Genomic DNA, 25,475 nt, shown 5'->3' on the forward strand with positions numbered 1-25,475 from the left:
AAGCATGGAGTTTGTAGTGTCACAGCCTCGCGGAGGTGAGCTTGAGCACATTCACAAGGAAGTCATCAAATTCGATTCGGCTTGGTTCGAATCTCTTATCCGGATGCCGGTTGATCATCCTTATCGCAGAATGGATAGAGTGAAGATGGCCCGGGAGGAACTGGGCGATCTGCTGGAGCTGACTCAGGCCTGAGGAGGCCTGCTGTAAACCACTTTTTTTCACTGTAAACCACAGTGGTTTACAGTGAAAAAAGTGGTTTACAACGTAGCTATGACACGCGCCCTGGCCACTCCCCAGGCCAGCGCGCTCCTCATTGGTTCGTTCAGCCGGACGTCGAACACCTGTGCTGCTCGGGGCCTTGCCACGCCGCGGTGTCCTATAATTCATCTTCAGCTGAATGGAGCAAAATGTTGTGAAGCGCACATTCATTGGAATGGTCGAGGCTGGTGAGCCACTGATGAGGCAAGCGCTTGAAGCTATCCGACAGGCCCACGAAGCGGAGGCTGCTGGATTGCCAGACCTTGAGGTACAGCGTCTTCACCTATTGGCAGATTCGCTCTATCAGGCGGTCATTGATTTTCAGCTCCTCAAAGCAGGTAAACCACCGTCGACTATCCAGTGAGGACCTGCCGCTACATGACGAAAAAGATACCAGCTCTTCTCCCCGACCACCCCATGTATACCGACGCAGTGGATGCGATGAAGCAATACCACGAGGCGCAGGCTTCTGGCTCATCTGCCGAAGAGGTTGAGCGCCTGCGTCAAATCGCAGAATCACAATTTCGGGCTGTCAGCGAGTATCAGCTCAACGCTCTGGGATATCAGTCTCGTCGTCCGCACTGAAGGGATAACCGATCCGGAGGTAGCTTCAGAATCCATCAAGCCAAGCGGAAGACTCACGACGCGGTCCGATTGATCAGCGAGACGGTCGGGAGGGTTTGCACACAGCCCCAAAAAAAAGCAGCTCCCGAGAGCTGCTTTTTTCTTACTCCCCCTTTTTGTGCTTGTGGGGTTTCAGGTCCGGATGGTCCTTCTGCTTTTCAGGGGTGACTCGCTGCCTTTTGTCCGGAGTGCCATCTTCATTGGTGCGCTTTGGGCCTGGCTTGATGCTCATGCAAAACTTCCTTTTCCGCTTGGGTTGTTGAATGCAGCTATGTAATTAGTCCAGCTTCTCTCAGCTGTCAAAGCAGGCTGGTGCAGAACCGCCTGGCCGATGATCCGGTCCACATCGAACATTCAGAGGCCAGAATAAGAGCCTCCGACAAAGGGCTTACAAGGGGCAGTGAAATCCAGCGCTGAGCGATACGAAGACGTCTGGACGTTCATCATGCCGAGCACGGTGTGGAACAGGTTGTCGTGGCTCAGCGGTGACGTGGTTTGAGCTTTCAAACAACCCACGTTGACCTTTTCGCTCTTCGCGAGCGAGTCAGACATCCAAAGTACCAACGGCACCTTTGTTTGCTCGTCAGGAGCCATCGCGTAAGGCAGCCCGTGTAGATAGAGCCCACCCTCCCCCAGCGATTCGCCGTGGTCCGAAACGTACATCAGCGCAGTGTCGAACTTGGTGTTGGCCGCCAGGATATCGATGAGATTTGCAGTCACATAATCGGTGTAGAGGATTGAGTTGTCGTAGGCATTGACCACCTCCTCCTGCTTACATTTGTCGAGCTCGTTGGTCTCGCACACCGGTGCGAATTTCTTGAATTGCGAGGGGTAGCGCTTGTAGTAGGCCGGGCCGTGACTGCCTTTGTAGTGGAGCACCAGGACAGCATCGCCTTCCTGGCGCTTGATGAAGTCTTGCATCTCCGTGAGCAGCACCCCGTCCTTACACTCCTCGCTGGTGCACAGTTGGGAATCCGCGTGAGAGGCAGCCTTGTGGTTGGGAACCCTGTCGCAGACCCCTTTGCACCCCGAGTTGTTGTCAGTCCACATGACACTGATGCCAGCGCGTTGAAGCACGTCGAGCAGCCCTTCTCGGCTCTTGGCCAAGCCATCTTTGTACTGGGCCTTACCCACGTCCAGGAACATGCATGGCAGCGAGACCGCGGTAGCGGTACCGCAGGAGCTCACGTTCGTGAAGCTAATGACATTTCGCTTTTCTAGTTCCGGATTCGTTTCACGGGAGTAGCCGTTGAGGGAGAAGTTGGCGGAGCGAGCGGTCTCTCCTACTGCCAGTACCAGCAGCCTGGGTTTACGAGCCGCACCCTGTCGATTAACTACCGCATCAGTACCAATGGCCGTCAGCGTTTTAGGTGAGGCCAGCTGACGCTTCAGGTACCCATGGCCAGCCGCAAACAAGTTGGTAGGTACCAGAATCAGCCGGATCTCCCGATTGTTGCGCAGCAAGGAGGCATACGACTGGTACTGACTCAACGCGATGCCAGATAAGGTCAACAGAGCGAGCGACAGAGCAATGAACCTGCTGACCAAAGCTTTGGCCCAAGGCTTGCGCCGGAGGGGAACCCGGGCAATCAGGTAGACGGGCAACACCCCAACCATTGCGACCCAAAGACCGAGCTTCCAATTCAGCAGCTCGGTTGCCTCAGCGACGTCGGTCTCCACAACGTTGGTGAACATTGTGTAATCGATCACGATGCCGTAGGCATTCATGAAGTAACTCGCAAAAGACGCGCTGATCAGTACCAGGCACAGTATGGGTTTGGCCAGCCGCCCCCATGACAGCAAGCTCAGAACGGTAAACACCCATGCGAATACTATGACTGGGAGGCTAGCCGCTAGCTGCCAGTTCACTTCATCGGTTTTGAATACCAGCTTCCAGAGCACGTTCCAGAGCTCAGCGTTCGCGAATAGCAGTAACCAAAAAGTCACCAGGCCGATTAGCAAATTAGTACTGATGCCTTTCTGCCGCGCATTGCGAATAGCAAAGATCCATTTGCTTAACAGGGTGTGAACAATGGATTTGGAAGGTGTCATTATCAAACTCTGGAAGCTGCTTATCCATGGCGGTAGCTATGGAGTTAGCGGGAGCTACAAGGCAAACCGTCGACAGATGCTGAGCGATTGCGCAATGTGCGGAGCGTCAGAGGCCTTAGGCCCCTAGGCGTTGGGGACGCTTAGTATGTGTGAGGCATAGGGATAAAAAGAGAAATGAATCTCGCTGAGCGCATTATTTCCGGGACCTGATAACGACACGATGACCTCGGGATTACAATGCTGACAGAAATCCAATTACTGCTGTTTTGATTGTCATTGATCACGCTATGATCAAAATTAGGGGGATACTACCCACCAAAAGCAATGCTCCGCTCAGCTAGATAAATTTAATTTCACAAACAAAACGGTTTCGTTTTGTCGTAGGCTAATTTTGAACTTTCAATTCAACTTACAAGTCTTTCTCGCGAGCAGAATATTATTTTCAACTTTTGCTCGTTAATATGTCACCCATCAATGAGGGGCGAATACCATGAGCTTTTTCAAAAACATCCTGGGCGGGCACCATGGCCGTGGAAACCACGGTGGAGGCAAGCACCACAGCGGGGGACATGGGGCCGAGCAATATGATCGCCATGGCCGGCAGCAGGGCTGCGACGGCGGTAATCAGGTGTATGACGGCGGGCGCCCTCCCACTCCTGCCCCCATCAAAGATCTGCAGGGCTGCAGGCAGTGCCGGACGGCCAACGATCCGTCAGCACGCTTTTGTCTAAACTGCGGAACACCGCTATCGAGTGGTTGCACCGCCTGCGGCTCGCTGCTGAGTGCAGGAGCAAGATTTTGCAGTCACTGTGGCCAAGCGACGCTCTAAGGCTAGGTAGACAGGAAGGCCAACGAGACCACAACCCTGCGCAAGGAGAAATACGTGGGTTCAAATCATGACCATGGCAGCGCTGCAGTACGCGAGGGGCATCAGAAGAAGCTAATCATGGCGCTCGGCTTGACTGGCAGCTTCATGATTGCAGAAGTGATCGGTGCGTGGATTACCGGCAGCCTGGCGCTGCTGTCGGACGCATCTCACATGTTCACAGATACTGCCGCCTTGGCGATCTCACTGATTGCACTTCAGATAGCCAAGCGGCCGGCGGATCAGAAAAGAACCTTCGGCTATGCGCGCCTGGAAATTCTGGCTTCGACGTTCAACGCCGTGCTGCTCTTCCTGGTGGCGATGTACATCTTGTATGAGGCCTACCAGCGCTTCTTCATGCCGGCGGAGATCGCTACCGGAGCGATGATGTGGATCGCAATCGCCGGCCTGATCATCAACCTAATTTCGATGCGCCTTCTGGCATCTGCGAGCAACGAAAGCCTCAACGTCAAAGGAGCCTACCTCGAAGTTTGGAGCGACATGCTCGGCTCGCTTGGCGTAATCATCGCGGCACTTATCATCCGCTTCACCGGCTGGACCTGGGTCGACACGATTGTCGCTGTGGCGATCGGCCTTTGGGTTCTGCCGCGGACGTGGCAGTTGCTTCGCGAAAGCCTGGGGATCCTCATGGAGGGTGTCCCGAGGGGGCTCGACGTTACGGCAATCGAGGCCACCATCCTCGGAGTAGATGGCGTGACGGACGTTCATGACTTGCACGTGTGGGCTGTCAGCAGTGGCAGTAACGTGATGACGTCGCACGTAGTGGTTCGGGATTCTGCAGATGGGGATGCTGTGTTGGCGGCCGTCGTGGATGCTGTCAGCGATGCATTCGAAATCCATCACTGCACCATCCAGATCGAGCGGGCAGCTTTCCACGAGAGCGTTCCCTCACCCTCGCACTGACCGATCGGTAAACACCATGCAAACACATCACCCTCCTGGCTGAGGGTGATGTTGCAAAAAAAATGCGGTGAGGGATGCCGTAAACGGCAGGAGCGCTTCAAGGGGGTTGGTGAATGGCTTCGCCTGCCCTCGTCAACAACCTCCAGAAGGCTCAGCGATGGCCTGGATCATCACGAAGTACCTACTCACTGCCGGTATAGTGATTCTCGTGTCAGAGCTGGCGAAACGCAGCGACAAGCTGGGCGGCTTGGTCGCCGCCCTACCCTTGGTCACGGTCGTGACGTTGGTCTGGCTCTATTTAGAGAACCAGAGCATGGAGAAGATCTCCAACCATGCTTGGTACACGTTCTGGTACGTGCTTCCGACCCTACCGATGTTTATTGCTTTTCCATTGCTGCTACCTAAGCTCGGCTTTTGGCCGACACTGATCAGCAGCATCCTCATCACAATGGCCAGCTTCGGAGGCTTCGCCATACTGCTGCGCCGGTTCGGCATTGAGCTTCTATGATCCGGTGGCCGCAGGGATCATCTTGATGAGTCTTAACGGCTATTAACACACTCGCCCTTCACCAGGTAGCGAACCATGTGCAGTTCGCCTTTCGAGTCTTCGTAGGTCATCATGCTTCTTACATTACCGCAGTACCGCACACTGGGTGATACATACACCAACTTACCAACGTCCAGGTCCATGCCATAGGCGTAGTCTTCTAGTTGAGGCATGGGCTTTTTTACGCGTTGAGCATAATCCGCTGTAGCCTCTCTAGCAGTACGCTCGATGCGTTTATTGATCTCCATACCGCTTTGGGCATTGGCTGTTAGTGATGTAAAGAGCAAAAACACGGCGATCGCTGATACAGTAGTGTTCATAAGAAGTCCCTTAATAAAAAAGCGCCCGTAGGGGGGCGCTAAAATTCACCTACCAAAGGAGCGTATGGTTTACAGGTGAATGCACTGGCGCGAACAACTGCTCGGTGCTCTTGCCAAGCTGCTTTGAAATGAGACAATTTCCAAAGCAGCGATGCCTCTTCCGCTGCCCTTAAACTAGCAAAGGAGGCTAACACCAAGATGATCGGGCAATTACAATTTGGACATGTAATAGATTGTAAGATAATTATTCGAGAGAATATCGAGCCGCCACGTGAACTAATTTGCAGAAAGGCGCTGCGGTTTGCGGCCGTGCATGGGGTCTGCCTGCGTGGCGCCCTCGATCCAAGGCCAGTACCAGTCCTTGCAAGCTAACGACCGAAATGCTGCCTGTCCTGGCCGATTCCACCTGCCAGGCGAATCTGTCATACACCGCCGCAGGCCCCAGAATCCGCTATGCTTAGGGGTGGAGCCTGCATGACTGTCAGAAATCTTGCGGCTACATTACAAATTTGTAGGATTTCGCCGCGGCCAGCTTCTTCGCGTTAAGATTCAAGCGTCCTCAGGTGACCCGGCGTATGGACAGAGGTAGCGACTACCACATGCCATACCCTCAGCCAAACTTTCGAACAGCCTGCAACCATAATCTTGGCGGATTAGGCCAACTCCTTCCTCACACCTTGAGATAAGTTATGCGCGTTCTAGTTGTGGAAGACGAAATTAAAACTGCCGAATATCTTCAGCAGGGCCTATCCGAAAGCGGGTATGTCGTAGATATCGTGCACAACGGTGTAGATGCTCTGCACTTGTTCAACACTAATGTCTATTCGTTGGTCCTCCTGGACGTGAACCTCCCGGGTATCGACGGCTGGGACCTGCTGGAAACCATCCGTAAGACCAGCCGGGTCCGCATCATCATGCTGACCGCCCGCGGACGCATCAATGACAAGCTCAAGGGCTTGGACGGCGGCGCGGATGACTACCTTGTGAAGCCATTCGAATTCCCTGAGCTGCTTGCTCGCATCCGTTCGCTGCAACGCCGTGGTGATGAGTTAGTCGAGAAGAGCTCGCTGAAAATTGCCGATCTGGAACTCGACTCCGTCCGCCATCGCGTCTTCCGCGGTGGCACACGCATCGATCTCACCACCAAGGAATTTGCGCTTCTGCACCTGCTCATGAGCCGAACGGGCGAAGCGCTGACTCGCTCTCAGATCATCTCGTTGGTCTGGGATATGAATTTCGATTGCGACACCAATGTCATCGATGTAGCCATCCGGCGCTTGCGCTCGAAGATCGATGAGCCGTTTGAAACCAAGCTCATTCACACGCTTCGTGGCGTTGGGTACGTTTTTGAGGAACGCGCATGAGGCCATTCAGCCTGGCTGCAAAGCTGGGGTTAAAAGTTGGGTTGATGAGCGCAGCGTTGCTGCTTCTGTTCGCCACCTTTGGCTATCTGATGGTAGGCAAGGCTCTGGAAAGAAATGCCAGAGCAGACCTGGAAGTAAAGATGGCGGGGATGGCTCACAACCTGTCCACCATCCCGGACATCTCCGGCGTCAACGCGGATGCGCATCAGCTTGTCGATTTGGTCATGGGCCACAACAACCTGTATGTGAGCATATTCGATACCTCACAGAATCAGACTCCCCTGCTCTCGATTGGCTCGAAACAGGTCAATCTGGAGGTGCACAAGTTTCAGCCGGCGGCCCAGCCCAAAGAGCACGAATGGCGTGATACGCAGGACCGTCCTCTGCTGAGTGCTTCTCGAATCATGCGTTTGGGCGATGGAACAGAGGTCAGCGTCTATATGACCATGGACCAGTCATCCAGTGAGGCGCTGCTCGATGCGTTGCTGACCTGGGCCTTGATGATGTCCCCCGTCATCCTCGCACTGATCTTGGCCATTGGCTGGTGGACTGTGCGCAGAGGCCTGCTACCACTGACCAAGTTCCTCAAGATCGCCTCGAAAATCTCAACCGAGAGCCTCGACCATCGCCTTCCAACTGATGGGATGCCGGCAGAACTCAAAATGCTCGCCGACGGCATCAACATCATGCTGGCTCGCCTGGATGATGGGGTTCAGCAGCTCTCGCAGTTTTCTGACGACCTTGCTCACGAACTTCGAGCACCGCTTTCCAACCTGATGGGCAAGGCCCAGGTTGCCTTGACCAGAGAACGATCGCTTTCCGAGTACCGGGAGGTTCTGGAGTCGTGCACAGAAGAGCTGGACCGCATGAGCCGCATGGTTTCCGACATGCTGTTCTTGGCCCAGGTCAGTCATCCAGCATCAATGGTGGAGTTCGAATCCGTCTCCTTGGTCGACGAGGTTCAGCGAGTGTGCGAGCTCTTCAGCATTTCAGCAGAAGAAGGCGAGATTCAGCTGCAGATCTCCGGCAGTGATGACGTGGTGCGCGGGAATCGCCTGATGGTTCAACGTGCCGTCTCGAATCTGGTCTCGAACGCGATCCGTTACTGCCCTCGCGGCCGCACGGTCTACGTTAAGGTGCAGCATAGTGCGAGCGGTACGACGTTGAGTGTCGGCAACCCCGGCCGTGGTATTGCCAAGGAACACCACGCGCACTTGTTTGAGCGGTTCTACCGTGTGGACAAGAGCCGAGCACGGAGCGAAGGCGGTACCGGTCTTGGCTTGGCCATTGTGCAGTCGATCATGAGTCTGCACCAGGGATCGGCGAGCGTGGAGGTGACCGAAGAAAACTTCACCTGGTTCCACCTTCACTTTCCGGAAGCCCAGCAAATGCAGCCGGCAATGACCGCCGCTTAAATTGCGCAGACACGATTAGGCCCGTCAATCGACGGGCCTTTTGTTTGCCTCAATGCATCAGTGCCGAAGGACCACAGGGTCCATGGGCGACCGCAGAATCACCGACTTAATAATCTTCTGTTCGTCAGGATTGGCGTTTTTCCACAGGTGTGAGAAGTACTGAGCATTCACTTTCTCTTGAGCACTTACGCTGCCGGCGGCATCGATCAGGCGCATGGTCGAGTAGACACAGATCAGCGCCAGAATGAAGAACGCCGTGGCGACCACCATCACATAACGCTTGGCCAGCACCGGTGCCCGCTTGAGCTCCTGGATAGAGGCGTCCGCCGCCTTTGTCGCTGCTGTAAGCTCCGAGATCAGTGGCTGGATGGCGGTGTCGACTCCGCGGCATGCAGCTGAATACGCTGATGCAGCGGCGCGCAAGGCAACCTCCTCCGCGTTCGACCAAGCCTTCTCCGCCTTTCGCACCTCCTCCTGAATCTGCCGGCCGACAGCGTCCACCTGCTCCACCAGTTCGTTCGACCTCTCCAGAACAGCGCTGGAGGTGCGCGTCTGCGAGGTCAGCTCATCGAGCTGGACAGTGAGTTTTTCAGTGCAGCGGCGAAAGTCACCGATAGCAACTGCCCAGGGCTCTATGTCATTCATGGCTATCTCCTAGGGCGGCCAACAACGCCGCGCTGAATTAACGCGCTAGATATCAAAATTGTAATTTAAGAGAAAATTCGAAGTCGCCCTCGACAGTGCCGAGATAGACATGATCCTTCCAGATTTGAAGATTTAACGCATCCTATCTGCAGCCAAAATTACGGAATTGTAATTATTGACTCACCTTGTCGTTAGCTTCGCGTTCCTAAACTACAAACCAACAAAGGCCGCTAATCAGGTTGGCCTAGTATGAACCGAGGTTCACAATGAAATTTGTCAAATCTATCGCTATTGGCAGCCTGCTGCTGGGTCTCATGGGTACCGCTTACGCTGAAGGCGGCTTCGAGCGAACGAAACAGTTCAACGAGAACTTCCGAACCGAACAGGCTCGCCTATGGAGCGATGACTCTTCGGACCAGAACAAACAACAAGTCGCTCAAGAGCAAAAGAAAGAAAGCAAGGATGGTAAGGAACAAGCCGACAATTAATCGGCGGTTAAATAGGACTTCAAATGACGAAAGAAATCGACAAAAAAGCCAGGGTAAAACCTGGCTTTTTTGTGCTTGGAATTTAGCCTTCGTTCTTGCGAGGCGTTTCCGCATTGCTTTCTCCGGCCAGACCCTCGGCACCTTGTGCGGGGCGTTTCCAATGGCACAGCAGGAGCTGGCTGGCGTTCGCTTCGGTGATCGATGTGCAAGCTAGATCAGCGGGCAGACCATCCTTGCTGTCTCGCAAGCGCCTGGACAGATAGAACGAGCCATCCCGCGGCCACTTGGCAGGATCCTTGATGTTCTCGGACTTCCCGCTGCTGTAAAACTCCGACGAGTATGAGCGGCGGCCAGGATAGATCAGGGGAGCGGAATGAGCAGACTGCACATTGAGCCAGGCTTGAACCACATCCCGCTGATTCTGAGGGCGCTCCTCTAGTACCCCGGCGTAGATGATGCCCGCACCGATGATTGGCAACACCAATGCGCTCGCAGCGGCAGCCCAGGTGGTCTTCGGGCCAACTTCGCTGACCCGTGCAGACAGCAGCAATGCCCACGCTGGCAGCGCGGGTAGCAGGTAGGTCCACAGAATGTTGCCTGCAAATGTGAAGAAGACCGGTGTCGCCAAGGCCCACAGCCAGAGGTAGGCTTTGAAGCGCTGCATCGATCCACGCTTGCGGATCAACAGTGGTAGAAACAAGGCCCATGGCAGTAGCGACAATCCGAGCTGGATCCAGATGCTGCCGTACGGCTTGGCATGAGCACTACCATAGAGGTCCCCTGCCCAGTTACTGACGACGTAGCGGCTCCAGTGCTCACCAACGAAGAAGTACTCCATGAAGCCGGGCGTTTTCATCTCGGCCGCGACATACCATGGCACGGATATACCGAACATGAGTACAAGGCCGCTAATCCAGGGAAGCCTCAGTACCCGTCCCCATTCCTTGTAGATAACGAACCAGGCGAATGCCGGCGCCCCCATAAGCACCAGGGTCAGCGGCCCTTTGGCAAGCAAGCCCAGCCCGAGACCTGCGAACATCAGGTAGGCATCCGCCTTGCTGGCGCACTTCATCCAACGCCAGAAACCGTAGCTGGCCAGCAGAATCGAGAACGACAAAACAGGGTCAGTCAGCACAACACCGCTGGAGACCAGGCCAAGTGTGGTGCTGGAAAAAATAATGGCAGCCCAGATGCCGGCGTTACGAGAAATCTGCTGCGTGCCGAGTTTGATGATGATGAAACAGCTTGCCAGGTGGAGTAGCCACGCTGGGAAGCGCGCAGCGAACTCGTTAACGCCGAAGACCGTCATGCTCGCGGCCTGGGTCCAGAAGGACAACGGAGGCTTGCCCCAGAACGGTACCCCGTAGTCGAACATGGGCGTGATCCAGTCATTCAACTCGACCATCTTGCGAGCCATTTCAGCGTAACGGGCCTCAGATGTGTCCATCAGCGGGTAGATGCCCAGCCCCACCAAACGCAATAGCAAAATCGAACCCAGGACCCACCACAGCGTCCTCTCGTTCTTCAGGTTCAGCATTTCTTACCCTCGATCGAAGCCATCGAAGGGTGGAGTGACACGGGATCTGCCTTGTTGCTGTGCTTCAGGAAATAGAGAGGCCGGCGCTTCACTTCCGCGAGTGTCACGCCCAGGTACTCCCCCACCATGGCGACACCGACGCACATGAATGAAGCCATTCCGACGATCAGGTGATGGATGTCGAAACTGCCTGCCACAAGCGACGCAAGCATGTAGCAGATGCTGGAGACGAAAAGACCGAAACTGATGAGGCTGAAAATGCGCAGTGGTTTGCGAGAGAAGCTGACGATGCTCTCGATGGCCAGATTGAACAGGCCAGCTGCATTCCATTTGGTGCTCCCGGCATGGCGAACAGTGCGATTGTAGGGCAGTTCGATGGTACGAAAGCCTACCCAGCCGATCATGCCTTTGAGAATCCTGGAGCGTTCATCCAGGGCCCGCAGGGCTGCCAGCGGCGCAGGCCCAATCAATCGGAAATCGCTGACATCGGCCGGCATGTCCACCTTCTCCACCAGGCGCTGCATGACCCAGTAGTAAGCCCGGGCACTCATGCGCTTGAACCACGAATCACCGATTCTCAGGTTGCGCTGCATGTTCACCACGTCGTAGCCGCGTTGCCAGTAGTCCACCATGGCCGCGATGAGCTCTGGTGGATCCTGCAGGTCGACATCAATGAAGATCAGCGCACTGCCACGGGCATGGTCTATCCCGGCGCTCAGTGCAGCCTCTTTGCCGAAGTTGCGACTCAGGGACAGGCAACGTACAGATGACCCATCCTGATAGTGGCGAAGAATGTCGGCCGTCCGGTCATTACTGCCGTCGTCGACATAGAGGATTTCGCAGGAGACGGGTAAGCGCTTCACCACGCGGGTGATTCGCTGGTGGAACTCGGGGATGGTTTCCTCTTCCTGGAAGCAAGGGACCACGATGGTTAACAAGGGATCAGGGCGCTCGGGAAAGCGATGTAATGTCTGCATGATTGAATGTCCAAAAACGATGTGCAATGAATCCAAGTGCAGTGAGGCTTAAGGTCACTACGACTTGGGAGATGAGCGGTGACAGATTCGACTTGATGAGGAACCACATACCCACGCCATTGCCGAAGTTTGTGGTTAACGCGACCAGTGCAAACCTGACAGGCTGAAACTTACGAGAGCCATCTGCCACAAAACAGAGCGCCCTATTTCCAATGAAGCTCGCGATTGCGCCAACCATGCCGCCACAGATACTGGCCAGTAACGGAGTAACGAATTCTGTCGTAACCAGCAATAGGAACACCGCATAATGGACTCCCGTTGCTATGAAGCCGATCCCCAGATAACGAATCAGTAAGGTAGTAAGAGGTGGGGTTTGATTTTCCATGCCCAAAGCCTATGGAGGCAAAGGTGAAAAAATAGTGAACTAAATGTAAATGCGTAATTAGCCGAATCTATATATGGTAAGTAACAAGTCGGCGCACTAGGCTAGCACGCTACAATATCAGAGGGATTGCCTGAAAATTACGCTTTCGAAATAAAAGCCTTCCGATAACGCATGCATGACCCGTGGATTACAATGTTGACAAGATAAGGAAACACCGGGTGGCATTGAGATAGATTCCCCGAATTAAGGGGGACCTAATGGTTACACAAAATGAAACATATACAAGCAGCGTTGTTCCTTACAGCCCTGACATATTGGATGATTTGCCAATTGATGATCAGCTGGCCGTAGAGTTTTTCGCAACAGCACGTTGTGCCAGTTTCAAACAGGCTGCCCGAGGGCTCAATGTGCCAGTGGTAGGCCTGCGGAAACGCTTGGAGAAACTGGAAGAGCACATTGGTGCTCCCGTGTTTGTCTACAAACACAACAAGCTTGCCCTGACCCGCACAGGCGAGAGGGTCAGCCATTACCTGTGCCAGCTCTTCGGCCCAGACGGCCTTGGCAAGTCCGGTGAAAAGGAAGTCCCCAGGCTTACCATCGCGATCACAGAGCCAGTGCTGAACGACATCGTAAACCGCGATCTAGTCGCCTACGTGCGTGATCATGCCGAAATGCAGCTGGAAATCCATTCAGAATGCACAACGCAGATGCTTTCTGAGTGTGAAGTCGATGTGGGTATCGCTTTGGTGAGCCCAGATGATAAAGGCGCGCTTGATCGCCATCCTACGTATAGGTTTGAAAGGCTTGGCCGGATTGGGCACGCCCTGTTCATTTCCAGCCGCTATTCAAGAAGCGTCACCCTTCCAGTGGAGAGCTTGGATTTGCACAACTTCATGCTCGTTGTCCCTTGGGATGAAGAGATCTTGGCGGGCTCACGAAAGTGGGCATCGATAATGGCTGAGCATCAGGGCGGTACCACTCGGGTCAAGAGCTACAACCTATCACGAGGCCTTGTCGTTGGCGGTGCGTGTATTGGAGTGCTGCCCGACTACAGCCGAAAACTGGAGAGAAATATCCTACCCGTGCCGGGTTTCCTGGACGACCTGGAGGAGAAAGATGTCTATCTTGTTATCAAAACGAAGCTTGTCCGCAATCCGCAGGTTTTGGAAATTCGAAGATTGATCAAGAAGAGCTTCTTTGATAAGAAAGACTGGCTTGTTCGGTAACAGTTTTGTTAGGTTTCAAACTCCTCCGTTAACACTACAGAAACACAACTGTCATATTCGCTTGCAACCTAGTCAGAGTGCTTAGAACAAAGGCATCTTGTTACAGCGGGTGACAACCGTGGCCTGCTCCCATCTGCAAGATAAATTTAGGCCGGCGCAGGGCGAAATATAACGTCGGTAGCTAAGCACTTAACATACGAGAGGCAAGCAATGATCCGTTCTTCGAACATGCGGGAAAAGCTGTTGGCTGCCGCAATAATAGGCACATTTTCCTCGCAAGCATTCTCCGGAACAGTAACCACTGACGGAGCTGACATCGTTCTGAAGACCAAGGGCGGTCTTGAAGTATCGACTTCTGACAAGGAATTCAGTTTCAAACTGGGCGGCCGAGTTCAGGCCGACTACGGCCGTTTCGATGGTGTCTTCACCAAGAATGGCGATACCGCTGACGCAGGCTACTTCCGTCGCGCCTACCTTGAGCTCGGTGGCGTGCTGTACCGCGACTGGAAGTATCAGCTCAACTACGACCTTTCCCGCAACACGGGCAACGACTCCGACGGCTACTTCGACGAAGCCAGCCTGACCTACACGGGTTTCAAGCCGGTGCAACTGCGCTTTGGCCGTTTCTACACCGACTTCGGTCTTGAGAAAGCCACCAGTTCGAAGTGGACCACCGCCATGGAGCGGAACCTCTCGTACGACCTGGCGGACTGGATCAACGACAACGCCGGCATGGGTGTTCAAGCCACCAGCACCATCGCTGACATGGCTTATGTTTCCGGTAGCGTTTTCAGCGAAACCAATAACAACTCGGATGGCGACAGCACCAAGCGCTACAACGTACGTGGCGTGTTCGCACCGCTGCACAGTGATGGCAACGTCCTGCACGTCGGTGCTCAGTACGCTTACCGCGACCTCAAAAACAGTGCGGTCGATACCCGGATTCGTTCGCGTCTGGGCGTCCGCGGTGTAGATACCAATGGCGGCGGCGATGCCGGCACCAACGGCAACCGCACGCTGTTTGGCGGTGCTGCTGCACAAGATGGCCTGTGGAAGGACGACTCGGTCTGGGGTCTCGAAGGTGCCTGGGCCACCGGCCCGTTCTCGGTTCAAGCGGAATACCTTCGCCGCAAGCTGAAAGCTGACCAGGCCAACAACGACATGAAGGCCTCCGGTTACTACGCCCAGATGGCTTACACCCTGACCGGCGAGCCGCGTATCTACAAGCTCGATGGTGCCAAGTTCGACACTATCAAACCAGAGAACAAGGAACTGGGGGCCTGGGAAGTCTTCTACCGCTTTGACGATATCAAGGTCGAAGACGGCAACCTGGTCACCGCGGCGGACCAATCGAACGAGCGCAAGGCCAAGAGCCACACGGTGGGTGTGAACTGGTACGTCAACGAGGCGGTGAAAGTCAGTGCCAACTACATCAACGTGCGCACCGACAACAACGAGAACACCGTGGGCGACGACAGCGGCAATGCCATCGTGACCCGCCTGCAATACGTCTTCTGATCCCTCTCATCAGTCTGACGTGAGAAAGCCGGAAGCGCTCAACGTGCTTCCGGCTTTCCTGTTTCTGGAGGTGATCAAGCATGGAGCGCCCTCCTCCTACCTGCTTTCGCTTACCGATGACCGCTCTTGCCAAAGCTCGGCGAATCTGATGTGATTGCCGCGTCGGGCTTTGCATGGTGGCCGTGCAAGCAAATCAAACCTGACTCCTATTCATGATTGAACCTGATTCGACGTCCAGCTTCGCGTCTAACGGCCCTACAAGCGCAGCTACCCCAACGTCGCTCATTAGGGGATAGTCATGTCTGCAAAAAAGCTGCTTCAACCTCTCGCTGCTCAGCTGCACGCCTCGTTCTCGGCTTCTGGCCGCCCGTACTCTCATCTGCACCTCCACCAGCTGTTCCACGCGGCCATCGGCTCCGTTGCACCGCAAGTTGCCATCCAAGACAAGCTGCCAATTCAGGTCTGTCGTGACAACGAGACACGGCAGTACAACCTCTACGCGGCGGTCGAGCGGGCGAAAACGTGCTTAGGATTGACCGATCTTCAAGCAGTCGGTGTGGCTGAAGAAGTCATTGAGGTGCTACGAACTGCGGGAATCGGCGTGAACCAGGTTCGCCTGCTCCTTGACCCCTCCTTCAGCTCGAAGACTCGCAAAAAGGCCTTCAAGGCTCTCTGCAAGAACCTGGATCTGAACGAGCTAGGCGATCGCTTCGTCCCCAAGACTGCCACGTTGGCCATCGCTGCTGGTATTGCGCCGCCTCCCAAAATGTCGTGGAAGGATCGCTTCGCCCTGGCTGCAAATTCCCCCATGCGGGGGCCAAGCGAGCTCATCAGCATGGTCAACCGGGATGAGTGTTATCTGTGGGTATTCCCACCGACTGACCATCATGCGACGGCTCCAGCGACGCATGACCGTTTCTTTGGTGAAAAGACCCACCCGAGCGCAGAAATGGGCATGGGGTTCAGCATCATCGATTCCGGCTGGACCCGCCCCAAGTACCCGCTATCCAGGCAGTCACAAGAGACCTTCATCCAGTATTCGCTTTCTGCGCCGATGTGGTCCTGGCGCGCACAAAGTGACACCTGGCGCCTGGGAAACATCCTGCGTTCAAGAATCCTTGACGGGGCTCCTTGGCATAACGAGCCTCTGAGTGACGTGCTTCCGAGCGGCCTTAAATCCCTGCCCCGGATCTATGGGTGCGAAACCTGCCGAACGCTGTTCATTGAGAATCACAGCGACTACCCGGATGTACCCACTCAGTGCCAATGCGGTGAGGCGAGCAGCACGGGTGACCAAAACGAGTCATCTGCTCTCAATAGCTGATTTTCCTTACGGTGGCGGGCTGAGCCCCCCGTTAGGGATTGGCTATGGGAGCGGGATTCGCTCACCCCAAACCTGAAGGCGCCGCCACCTAACCGAGCGATATGAGCTGAATGCTCGCGGAGTAGATATGCAAAAGAGTAAAAACAAACAGGACACCCTGGCGGCGATCAATGCGCTTGTCGAGATTGCGTATGATCAGGGATTTGCGGACGGACACGGAGTCGGCAATCAAGTCGGTTTCGTAGCCGGTGTCATGAGCCTCAAAGCTGCATTGGCCTGCGGCTTACGGCATGGCTCACCTGAGTGCGGAAAGGCCCTTGAAAGCCTCAAGCGCATCGGGATCGACGAGTGAGAGAAAAGTACGGGTCGTGCGCTGATCGCGCACGACCCGTACTTCTACTTCAGGTCATTTCCCTGCTTAGCTTCATGATTGAAGCTCAGGGATCAGGTGCTTCTGCGGTAGGCCAACAGGCGCAAGGCGTTGAAGACGACCAACAGTGTGGAGCCCTCATGGATCGCAACAGCGGCACCAATGCTCAAGCCCATGATGGTGGACGGAACCAGGATGGCCACAATCCCCAAGCTGACGAACAGATTCTGGTGGATGATCGATCGCGTGTGACGGCTCAGCCCCACCGCAAATGGGAGTTGCCTGATGTCGTCAGCCATAAGCGCGATATCAGCCGTTTCCAGGGCAACATCAGATCCAGCAGCCCCCATTGCGATACCAACGCTCGAACTGGCCATGGCAGGGGCATCATTGACGCCGTCACCCACCATGGCCACCTTGGCGCTAAGGCGCAGGTTTTTGATGGCCTTGACCTTGTCTTCCGGCATCAGGTCTCCCCACGCTTCATCTAAGCCAACTTGTTTGGCTACAGCCTCTGCAACGCGGTTGTGGTCTCCAGAAATCATGACCATGCGTTCGATGCCCATCTCTCTAAGCTTCTGGAGTGCCTCTTTGGCCCCCTCCCGGGGTGTGTCCAATAGCCCGATAGCGCCCAGATCCTTGTCAGCACGCCGTACCACCATGGTGGTACGGCCTGACTGACGTAGACGCTCCGCAGCCTCCAGGGCTGCCTTGCTGAGTGCGGGAATACCATTGGTACCGAACATCTCGACCTTGCCAATCCAGACGAACTGCCCATCAAGCTCAGCACGCACGCCGCGGCCAATCATGTTGCTCATGTTCTTGGCTTGGAATCGGCGCCGTGTGCCAATCATCTCTTCACCGTCACGCACAATTGCCGCAGCCAGCGGATGGTCGCTCATCGACTCCACAGCGATGGCGACGTTTAGCAGATCCTCGATCTGCGTGCCGCCTATGGGTATTACATCGGTGATACGTGGGCGCCCTTCGGTCAGGGTACCGGTCTTGTCGAATGCCATGGCATTCAATGATCCAAGCTCTTCAAGTGGCGCACCGCCCTTGATCAGCACGCCACCTCGGGCTGCCCTGGCGATGCCAGAGAGAATGGCGCTTGGTGTAGCGATCGCGAGCGCGCAGGGGCTGGCTGCAACCAGTACGGCCATCGCCCGGTAGAACGAGTCACGGAACGGCTCGTCAAGGAAAATGCCGGCAAATAGCAGCCCGACTACCAGCAGTAAAACCAACGGGACGAATATGCGTTGGAAGCGGTCCGTGAATCGCTGGGTCGGTGACTTCCTGACTTCGGCTTCACTGACCATCTTGATGACCCGCGCCAAGGTACTCTCCGTAGAGCGCCGTGTTACCTCAACCTCGATGAGCGTTTCGCCATTGATGGTACCGGCGAAGACTTTCGAGGCTGCATCCACTGCATCTGGCTTGCTGCGTGCGAGTTCGGCATCAGGAACAGGTTGCTTGTCCACGGGGACGCTCTCACCGGTTACTGGCGCCTGGTTGATACTTGAGGAGCCTACGACTACAAAACCATCGGCCGGCAGGCGGTCATTGGGGCGCACGATGACAACGTCACCGGGAACCAGCAGCTCCACGGGCATCTCCACCGTGCCATTTGCTCTGCGTACGATCGCGGTGGCTGGTGCGAGCTTGGACAGTGCCTCAATCGCTTTCTTGGCCCGCCCCATCGCGTAGCTTTCAAGGGAATGCCCCAGACTGAACAGGAACAGCAGCAGAGCCCCCTCCGCCCAGGCGCCGATGCTCGCGGCACCGACTGCGGCGAGAAGCATCAGCGAGTCGATCTCGAAGCGTTTCTGACGGATGTTGGTAACCGCTTCCTTAGTGGTGAACCATCCACCGAACACGTAGGCCGACACGTACAGAATCAGAGGCAGACGATCAATCAGGCCAAGTTTTCCTGCGAGAGCTCCGGCACCCAGGAGAGCACCACAGATCAGCGCGAAAATCAGCTCTGTGTTCATTCCAAAAATGCCGCCATGCTCATGGCTATGACCTTCATGCCCGGCTTGGTCATCAGGGCGTTCAAGCAAACTCTTCATAACTCGTCCCTTCTGGGGTCAAGGCTTCCAATTGCCCTCTGCAGTTGGGGAGCCGTCTCTGTTGGTTGGCTAAGATCTATTGCACGGTTTGCCCGAGCCCAGGCGTTAACATTTCGAAGCTATGGGGTATCGGGCGTAATAAAAAATGCCAGGCACTGCCTGGCATTTATGAATTCTCTAATTGTTCTGTTCAAATCGTTTACTACTTGTTGTTGATGCATTGCGAATACATCGAGTAACGAACAGTCTTGAGCGTGCCCTGGGAGTCCTCGAAGGTCATCAACCGTGGATAGACCTGGCAGGTACGGGGGTCCTGCGACTGACGTACGAATTTCGCAACGTCTATCTTCATGCCATATTTGTAATCCTGAATCTCTGGCATTGGCTTGCCATTTTTCTCCGCGTACTTGGCCACTGCGGTCTGGTGTTCCTTGGTGTATTGAAGCTGCTTGCTCTCGGAGAAAGTGTTGGCCTGCGAAGCCACCGAGAAAACAACAAGTGCAGCAGCGATAATTAGCTTTTTCATAAAACCCTCTCAATTTCAAAACTTCTCGGGCGTAACCTTAGCAATGCATAGGCATCACCGGCATGACGAGAAACTTACAATTTTGAAAGGTAAGTGCATCTACTTCACTTTAAACAAAAAAGCCCACAACACGTGTTGTGGGCTTCTCTTTAGCGGAGGCTGTTAGCTAACCACTTCGGCCTCGTCGCCGTCTTCATCCTTGCGGTGTGCCCAGTGATACAGGGCAGGCAGTACCAGCAAGGTCAGTGCGGTGGAGGACAGGATCCCGCCAATCACCACCGTCGCCAATGGCCGCTGAACTTCGGCACCGGTGCCGGTGGCCAAAGCCATCGGGATGAAGCCCAGGGACGCTACCAAGGCTGTCATCAGAACAGGTCGCAGACGGGTCAATGCACCTTCATCGACTGCCTGTCTGAGCGTTCGTCCCTCCTCCCTTAGCCCGCGGATGAAGGCAATCATCACCAGGCCGTTCAGTACTGCAACGCCGGACAGTGCAATGAAGCCGACACCTGCCGAGATCGACAGTGGGATGTCCCGCAGCCACAACGCCACAACACCACCGGTGAGTGCGAATGGAATACCGGTGAAGACCAGCATGCCGTCCTTCAGGTTGTTGAACATCAGGAACAACAAGGTCATGACCAGCAGCAAGGCGACTGGAACAACGATCTGCAGGCGTTTGGCAGCCGACTGCAGCTGCTCGAACTGGCCCCCCCAAGTCGTCCAGTAGCCCGCAGGGATTTGCACCTTCTTGTCCAGCGATGCGGTCGCCTCCTCAACGAAGGACCCCAGATCGCGGCCTCGAACGTTGGCGCTGACGATAACCAGACGTTTGCCGTTCTCGCGGCTGATTTGGTTCGGGCCCAGTTGCAGGTCCAGATTGGCGACCTGGGACAGCGGGATGAAGCCGATCTGATTGGCACCCTGTGCCGCATTGGCAGGTACCGGGATCAGCAAGCTGGACATACCCGCTACGTCGGTGCGAACGGTCTCTGGTAGGCGTACTACCATGTCGAACCGACGGTCGCCCTCATACAGCGTGCCGGCCTGACGGCCACCCACGGCGATAGCGATCGAGTTCTGAACATCCGCGATGTTCAGGCCGTAGCGTGCTGCTTTTTCGCGGTCAATGTTGATGGTCAGCACCGGCAGGCCGGATGTCTGCTCAACTTTCACTTCCGATGAGCCCGGGACCGCTTTGAGCGCTGCCGCGATCTTGTTGGCGGTGTTGTTGAGCACGTCCATGTCATCGCCGAAGACTTTCACAGCGACGTCACTACGCACGCCCGAAATCAGCTCGTTGAAACGCAGTTGGATTGGCTGCGACAACTCGTAGTTGCTTCCTGGAACACCCGCTGCGGCCTTCTGCACTTCAGCAATCAGCTCATCACGAGGCTTCTTCGGGTTAGGCCACTGATCCTGAGGCTTGAGCATGATGTAGGCGTCAGAGGCGTTCGGCGGCATCGGGTCAGATGCAATTTCTGCGGTACCCGAGCGTGCGAACATCCGCTCAACTTCAGGCACCTGCGCAATCACCGCTTTCTCCAGACGCTGCTGCATCTCGACAGATTGAGTGAGGCTCGTTCCAGGCACACGCATGGCCTGCATCGCAAAGTCACCCTCACTGAGGCTTGGGATGAACTCGCTACCCATACGACTTGCCAGCAAACCACTGAGCACGACCAAGGCTACTGCGGCCGAGAAAGCGATGTTCCGATGTCCCAGCACCCATTGCAGAACCGGTTCATAGCGCAGTCGAGCTGTGCGCATGACCACGCCTTCCTCTTCCTTCACCTTGCCAGTGACGAACATGGCAATAGCTGCAGGAACAAAGGTAACGGACAGGACCATTGCACCCAGCAGCGCCATCACAACGGTGAAGGCCATCGGGTGGAACATTTTGCCTTCGACGCCGGTGAGGGCGAAGATCGGCAGGTACACCACCATGATGATCAGCTGACCGAAGATCAGCGGCCGGCGAGCTTCTCGCGCCGCGGCAAAGACCTCGTGGAAGCGTTCGGTTTTGGTGAGCATGCGGCCATGCTTATGTTGCGCATGAGCCAGTCGACGGATCGCGTTTTCTACAATAACCACGGCACCGTCGACGATGATGCCGAAGTCGAGTGCCCCCAAACTCATTAAGTTGGCACTGACCTTGTTGTTGAACATGCCTGTGAAGGTGAACAGCATGGACAGCGGAATCACCATCGCGGTGATCAGAGCCGCACGGATGTTGCCGAGGAACAGGAACAGAATGGCGATAACCAGGATCGCGCCTTCCACCAGGTTCTTCTTCACCGTCGCGATGGCTTTTTCAACCAGGTTGGTACGGTCGTAAACAGTCACAGCCACCACGCCCTTTGGCAGGGTGCGGTTGATGTCCGCCAATTTGGCGGCGACAGCTTGAGATACGGTGCGGCTGTTTTCACCAATCAGCATGAACACGGTACCGAGCACGACTTCGCGGCCGTTCTCAGTAGCAGCACCTGTACGGAGCTCTTTACCGATGCTGACGTCAGCAACGCTGCTGATGCGAATCGGTGCACCATCCACACTGGTGATCACGATGTTGGCGATGTCTTCGATATTGCCTACCTGACCCGGTGCACGGATGAGCAACTGTTCACCATTACGCTCGATGTAGCCGGCACCGACGTTGGCGTTGTTACTTTCCAACGCTGCGACCAGGTCATTGAGTGTCAGCTTGTAGGTAGCCAGGCGCTTTGGATCCGGCGCAACCAGGAACTGCTTGGCATAACCGCCGATGGTATTGATCTCGGCCACACCCGGGACGTTACGCAGCTGAGGCTTGATGATCCAGTCCTGGATCACGCGCAGGTCGGTCGGGGTGTACGGCGTACCGTCCTCTTTGACCGCGCCATCTTCGGCTTCAACAGTCCACAGGAAGATCTCGCCGAGGCCGGTAGATACCGGACCCATGACGGCCTCTACACCTTCTGGCAGCTGTTCCTTCGCAACCTGCAGCCGCTCGTTGATCAACTGGCGGGCAAAGAAGATGTCAGTGCCATCCTTGAAGATCACGGTGACCTGAGACAGGCCAGAGCGAGACAGGGAACGGGTCTGCTGAAGGCCCGGGAGACCGGCCATGGCCGTTTCAACTGGAAACGTGATCCGTTGTTCGGTTTCCAAGGGCGAGTAACCAGGCGCTGCAGTGTTGATCTGCACCTGGACGTTGGTGATATCGGGTACCGCATCGATGGGCAGCTTTTGATAGCTGTAGATACCGATACCCGCCATGATCAGAACGGCGATCATTACTACGATGCGCTGCTCGATGGCGAATCTGATGATACGTTCAAACATGAGAAATCATCCTGTCAGTTCGCATCAGTGACCGTGTTCGGCAGAAGCTTTGCCGAGCTCGGACTTGAGTGTGAAGCTGCCACTGGTTGCTACCTGGGCGCCGGCTTCAATACCGTCGATGATTTCCACGTACCCATTGTCGCGGCGACCCAGTTTTACCGGGCGGGTGTCAAAGCCATCTGGGGTGCGTACGAATACCGAAGGTTTGTCTTCAACGGTCTGCACAGCGTGCTCAGGGACCGCTACGGCAACTCGATCGGTCTGGGAGGTGACCGCAATGTTTACGAACAGGCCTGGACGCCAGGCGCCGTTGGGGTTGGTCAAGGTGACGCGGACAGTAGCTGCACGGTTTTGCTCGCCCAGCAGGCTGCCGACATAACCCACCTTCCCTTCGACCTCGACGTTCATGTCAGGCGAAGAGACTTTCACTGCACGGCCAGTCGTGACCTTGCCCAGATCTGTCGGCGGAACTGCGAAGGTCGCCCAGACCTGATTCAGGTCGGAAAGGATGAAGGCGTTGGTCGCCTCGCTGACGACTTCGCCGACGGTCAGGTGTTTCTCCACTACCACGGCGTCGAAGGGAGCGCGGAGCTCGTAACGATTACCGCCAACGGAGTTAACCGAGGCACCGATTGCGCCGACCTTCTGCTTGGCGTTGGCCAAGGAGATCTCCGCTTCTTGCAGCGCTTGGCGTGCTTGGAGGTAGTCTTGCTCTGCAGAGATCTTGTCCTGCCACAGTTGCTTCTCACGTTCGAAGGTCACACGCGCCAGTTCGACGCGACGCTGTGCGGCCTGTTGTTCGCTGCGCAGGTCAGAGATCTGCTGGCTGGCGATTACCGCGAGGACTTGCCCTTTCTTGACCGTCTCGCCCAGGTTGGCCTGGACAGCCTCAACAACGCCAGGAACACGAGGAACCACGTGGGCAGTACGATCTTCGTCGAAGCGAATTTCGCCAGGGAAGCTCACGACGGTACCGAGGTCACGAGGCGCTGCAGCTTCCAGGGCAACACCAGCGGCCTTGATCTGTTCAGCGCTGAGCGTCAGCTTGCCCTCTTCTTCACCGCCCTCTTCGCTGTGGCCTTCTTCACCATGGCCCTCATCACCTTCCTCTTTGGCGGCAGATGCGGCTTTCTTTTCGTCGCCATGGCCATCGTTAGCGCCATGCTCGGCAGTACTGGCGGCCTGCTGTCCGGAACTGTTGTTCCAGGCAAGGCTGCCAAATCCGAGGGCTGCCACAGCGGCTACCGCGAGGGCGATCTTGCGTTTGTTATCCATTGCTACTCCTGCTGATCGTAGGCACCGGCTTGTTCAAGGCTGTGTGCCGAAGAAAATGTTTGGCCCGTTCAGCGAGTGCCGGCGGTTGAGCCGACTTCGCCATAAACCCTTTCCACCTGCGCACGCGCATTGGTCGCCGCTGCCAACGATTCGAGGTATTGGCCACGAGCGACGATCAAGGTGCGCTGGGCATCCAGCACTTCGATGAAACCGAATTTGCCCATCTCGAAGCCGCGGGTTGCGGTCTCTACGGCTTGTTGGGCTGAAGGCAGAATGGTCTTGTCGTAGGACTCGACCTCCTGCATGGCGGTGGACCATTGGTTCAACGCGGTTTGGGTTTCGGTGCGCAGGCGCAGCTCAACAGCATTGCGCTGGTCCCGGGCCTGATCTGCACGACGAGAAGCGGAAAGAATGTTGCCCTGGTTACGATCGAACAGCGGCAAAGGCATAGACAGGCCCACAGTGTTGACCCGCTCGCGCACAGAGCGGTCGTACTGGCTACCTACACTGACAGTAAGGTTCGGGATACGCTGAGCTTTCTCTGAGCCGAGCGAGGCATCGCTCTTGTCTATCTGCACCACGGCCTGACGCATTTCTGCTGTTTGGTCGAGCTTAGCCAGCAGATCTTCAGTGCGAGGTGGCAAGCCCGGGGAGAGGGTTGGCGATTCGAGTCGATCAAACACGGTGACTGAGCTCCCGGTAATTTGAGCGAGCTGTTGGTAAGCGGTCGCTTTTTCCGTTTCTGCACGTCGAACTTGCAGCTGGGCTTCGGCCAGTTGCACTTGAGCGCGGGTCGCCTCCACTGGGGACGACTTACCTGCGCGAACACGGCCATCGACGATGCGAAGACCGCGCTCAGTCAGTTCGAGAGATTGCTTGGCCAGGTCGAGACCTGTCTGGGCCCGCAACGCGGCGTAAAAGGCTTGGACGACATCTGCACGCAGGCCGTTAACGCGACGGTCTAACTCAAGCTGTGCGGCGGTCTGCCCGTATGTGGCGACGTCAACACGAGCCCCCCGCTTACCGCCCAGCTCAAGGGTCTGGCTGAGAGAGACAGTCGTCTGGCTGGTGTTACGACGGGTGTCTTCCACGTCATACGAGATTGTGGGGTTGGGGATAAGCCCGGCCTGCTTGCGAGCACCATCAGCGATCCCAATTTCTTGCCTGGCCGCGGCCAGGTCTGGGTTGGCATCCATGGCCGTCGAAAGCGCCTGGGGCAAGCTGATGCTTTGGGCAAGGGCTGCAGGCGCCATCAACCCAGAGATGACTGCACAGAGTGCAGCGATCTTCCAGGGCGAGACGGGGGTCTTGGGTAAGACATTGCGGTTATACCGGGGCACTTTGATGGTCCTCGTGCACAAACTTCGATAAAGCTTGGCGAGAACGCCGAAACAGCTGCCAAGCCCCACTTGATTAGGTGATGGCACTCTAATGAGCG

The 25,475-nt window shown here is 55.8% G+C and carries 24 protein-coding genes and 1 pseudogene; 13 read left to right on the forward strand and 12 right to left on the reverse strand.

Translation table 11 applies throughout. The annotated features are described in order from the left end of the window. The 3 genes and pseudogenes from N7650_RS19480 to N7650_RS19490 form a co-directional block, all read left to right on the forward strand. A pseudogene (locus N7650_RS19480) lies at positions 1 to 193 on the forward strand (hypothetical protein); the annotation flags it as partial. 220 nt (positions 194 to 413) lie between these two features. Further along, a complete protein-coding gene (locus N7650_RS19485; RefSeq protein WP_015268418.1) occupies positions 414 to 623 on the forward strand; it encodes a hypothetical protein in 210 nt (69 codons plus the stop codon). A gap of 14 nt (positions 624 to 637) precedes the next feature. Next, positions 638 to 844, forward strand: coding sequence for a hypothetical protein (locus N7650_RS19490; protein WP_011953104.1), 207 nt, complete (start codon positions 638 to 640; stop codon positions 842 to 844). Positions 845 to 986: 142 nt separating this feature from the next. Here N7650_RS19490 and N7650_RS19495 read toward each other — a convergent pair whose 3' ends face one another. Both N7650_RS19495 and N7650_RS19500 read right to left on the reverse strand, forming a co-directional pair. Next, a complete protein-coding gene (locus tag N7650_RS19495; protein ID WP_003253468.1) occupies positions 987 to 1,115 on the reverse strand; it encodes a hypothetical protein in 129 nt (42 codons plus the stop codon). A 122-nt stretch (positions 1,116 to 1,237) separates the two neighbouring features. After that, on the reverse strand, positions 1,238 to 2,935 hold the full coding sequence (locus N7650_RS19500) for a phosphoethanolamine--lipid A transferase (protein WP_003298414.1): 1,698 nt from the start codon (positions 2,933 to 2,935) through the stop codon (positions 1,238 to 1,240). A 490-nt stretch (positions 2,936 to 3,425) separates the two neighbouring features. Here N7650_RS19500 and N7650_RS19505 point away from each other — a divergent pair, with 490 nt between their 5' ends. From N7650_RS19505 to N7650_RS19515, 3 genes are all read left to right on the forward strand, one after another. After that, entirely contained in the window at positions 3,426 to 3,764 is a 339-nt protein-coding gene (locus tag N7650_RS19505) for a zinc ribbon domain-containing protein (RefSeq protein WP_071890582.1), read from the forward strand. Between the two features lie 54 nt (positions 3,765 to 3,818). Next, positions 3,819 to 4,724, forward strand: coding sequence for a cation diffusion facilitator family transporter (locus tag N7650_RS19510; protein ID WP_010951438.1), 906 nt, complete (start codon positions 3,819 to 3,821; stop codon positions 4,722 to 4,724). A gap of 157 nt (positions 4,725 to 4,881) precedes the next feature. Beyond that, positions 4,882 to 5,232 carry a DUF3147 family protein gene (locus N7650_RS19515; RefSeq protein WP_011953105.1) on the forward strand — a complete coding sequence of 117 codons (351 nt, stop codon included), beginning with the start codon at positions 4,882 to 4,884 and terminating at the stop codon, positions 5,230 to 5,232. A 32-nt stretch (positions 5,233 to 5,264) separates the two neighbouring features. On the opposite strand, the gene N7650_RS19520 is transcribed toward N7650_RS19515, so the two are convergent. Beyond that, the gene (locus tag N7650_RS19520) at positions 5,265 to 5,591 is read right to left on the reverse strand and encodes a DUF2790 domain-containing protein (protein ID WP_011953106.1); all 327 of its coding nucleotides are present in this window, start codon (positions 5,589 to 5,591) and stop codon (positions 5,265 to 5,267) included. A gap of 689 nt (positions 5,592 to 6,280) precedes the next feature. Between N7650_RS19520 and N7650_RS19525 the strand changes: the two genes are divergently transcribed. Together N7650_RS19525 and N7650_RS19530 are read left to right on the forward strand one after the other, a co-directional pair. Further along, positions 6,281 to 6,955, forward strand: coding sequence for a heavy metal response regulator transcription factor (locus N7650_RS19525; protein ID WP_015268421.1), 675 nt, complete (start codon positions 6,281 to 6,283; stop codon positions 6,953 to 6,955). Beyond that, positions 6,952 to 8,370, forward strand: coding sequence for a heavy metal sensor histidine kinase (locus N7650_RS19530; protein WP_011953107.1), 1,419 nt, complete (start codon positions 6,952 to 6,954; stop codon positions 8,368 to 8,370). Before N7650_RS19525 ends, N7650_RS19530 begins: the two co-directional genes overlap by 4 nt. A gap of 57 nt (positions 8,371 to 8,427) precedes the next feature. On the opposite strand, the gene N7650_RS19535 is transcribed toward N7650_RS19530, so the two are convergent. Beyond that, entirely contained in the window at positions 8,428 to 9,015 is a 588-nt protein-coding gene (locus tag N7650_RS19535) for a hypothetical protein (RefSeq protein WP_010951442.1), read from the reverse strand. Positions 9,016 to 9,281: 266 nt separating this feature from the next. Between N7650_RS19535 and N7650_RS19540 the strand changes: the two genes are divergently transcribed. After that, positions 9,282 to 9,503 carry a hypothetical protein gene (locus tag N7650_RS19540; protein ID WP_010951443.1) on the forward strand — a complete coding sequence of 74 codons (222 nt, stop codon included), beginning with the start codon at positions 9,282 to 9,284 and terminating at the stop codon, positions 9,501 to 9,503. 82 nt (positions 9,504 to 9,585) lie between these two features. Here N7650_RS19540 and N7650_RS19545 read toward each other — a convergent pair whose 3' ends face one another. The 3 genes from N7650_RS19545 to N7650_RS19555 are packed head-to-tail and all read right to left on the reverse strand — an operon-like array spanning position 9,586 to position 12,402. Continuing rightward, positions 9,586 to 11,040 carry a phospholipid carrier-dependent glycosyltransferase gene (locus N7650_RS19545; RefSeq protein ID WP_010951444.1) on the reverse strand — a complete coding sequence of 485 codons (1,455 nt, stop codon included), beginning with the start codon at positions 11,038 to 11,040 and terminating at the stop codon, positions 9,586 to 9,588. Next, entirely contained in the window at positions 11,034 to 12,017 is a 984-nt protein-coding gene (locus N7650_RS19550) for a glycosyltransferase family 2 protein (RefSeq protein ID WP_010951445.1), read from the reverse strand. Before N7650_RS19550 ends, N7650_RS19545 begins: the two co-directional genes overlap by 7 nt. After that, positions 11,983 to 12,402 carry a GtrA family protein gene (locus tag N7650_RS19555; protein ID WP_010951446.1) on the reverse strand — a complete coding sequence of 140 codons (420 nt, stop codon included), beginning with the start codon at positions 12,400 to 12,402 and terminating at the stop codon, positions 11,983 to 11,985. Before N7650_RS19555 ends, N7650_RS19550 begins: the two co-directional genes overlap by 35 nt. Positions 12,403 to 12,659: 257 nt before the next feature. On the opposite strand from N7650_RS19555, the gene N7650_RS19560 reads away from it, so the two are divergent. The 4 genes from N7650_RS19560 to N7650_RS19575 all read left to right on the forward strand — a co-directional run bounded on the left by N7650_RS19560 (position 12,660) and on the right by N7650_RS19575 (position 16,822). Further along, entirely contained in the window at positions 12,660 to 13,628 is a 969-nt protein-coding gene (locus N7650_RS19560; protein ID WP_011953108.1) for a LysR family transcriptional regulator, read from the forward strand. Positions 13,629 to 13,838: 210 nt separating this feature from the next. After that, positions 13,839 to 15,146, forward strand: a complete 1,308-nt coding sequence (locus N7650_RS19565; protein ID WP_279899636.1) for an OprO/OprP family phosphate-selective porin — start codon at positions 13,839 to 13,841, stop codon at positions 15,144 to 15,146. A gap of 298 nt (positions 15,147 to 15,444) precedes the next feature. After that, positions 15,445 to 16,470, forward strand: coding sequence for a hypothetical protein (locus tag N7650_RS19570; RefSeq protein ID WP_011953109.1), 1,026 nt, complete (start codon positions 15,445 to 15,447; stop codon positions 16,468 to 16,470). A 127-nt stretch (positions 16,471 to 16,597) separates the two neighbouring features. After that, on the forward strand, positions 16,598 to 16,822 hold the full coding sequence (locus N7650_RS19575; protein ID WP_010951451.1) for a hypothetical protein: 225 nt from the start codon (positions 16,598 to 16,600) through the stop codon (positions 16,820 to 16,822). Between the two features lie 92 nt (positions 16,823 to 16,914). Here N7650_RS19575 and N7650_RS19580 read toward each other — a convergent pair whose 3' ends face one another. From N7650_RS19580 to N7650_RS19600, 5 genes are all read right to left on the reverse strand, one after another. Next, positions 16,915 to 18,912, reverse strand: coding sequence for a heavy metal translocating P-type ATPase (locus N7650_RS19580; RefSeq protein WP_010951452.1), 1,998 nt, complete (start codon positions 18,910 to 18,912; stop codon positions 16,915 to 16,917). Positions 18,913 to 19,114: 202 nt separating this feature from the next. Beyond that, positions 19,115 to 19,438, reverse strand: a complete 324-nt coding sequence (locus N7650_RS19585) for a DUF2790 domain-containing protein (RefSeq protein WP_003253432.1) — start codon at positions 19,436 to 19,438, stop codon at positions 19,115 to 19,117. Between the two features lie 162 nt (positions 19,439 to 19,600). Continuing rightward, positions 19,601 to 22,762 carry a CusA/CzcA family heavy metal efflux RND transporter gene (locus tag N7650_RS19590; RefSeq protein WP_010951454.1) on the reverse strand — a complete coding sequence of 1,054 codons (3,162 nt, stop codon included), beginning with the start codon at positions 22,760 to 22,762 and terminating at the stop codon, positions 19,601 to 19,603. A 24-nt stretch (positions 22,763 to 22,786) separates the two neighbouring features. Further along, positions 22,787 to 24,037, reverse strand: a complete 1,251-nt coding sequence (locus N7650_RS19595) for an efflux RND transporter periplasmic adaptor subunit (protein ID WP_010951455.1) — start codon at positions 24,035 to 24,037, stop codon at positions 22,787 to 22,789. Positions 24,038 to 24,105: 68 nt separating this feature from the next. Then, a complete protein-coding gene (locus N7650_RS19600; protein ID WP_010951456.1) occupies positions 24,106 to 25,377 on the reverse strand; it encodes a TolC family protein in 1,272 nt (423 codons plus the stop codon). Positions 25,378 to 25,475 lie beyond the last annotated feature (98 nt).

The organism is Pseudomonas sp. GD04058, from assembly GCF_029836855.1.
In the GTDB taxonomy this organism is placed as follows: domain Bacteria; phylum Pseudomonadota; class Gammaproteobacteria; order Pseudomonadales; family Pseudomonadaceae; genus Aquipseudomonas; species Aquipseudomonas bharatica.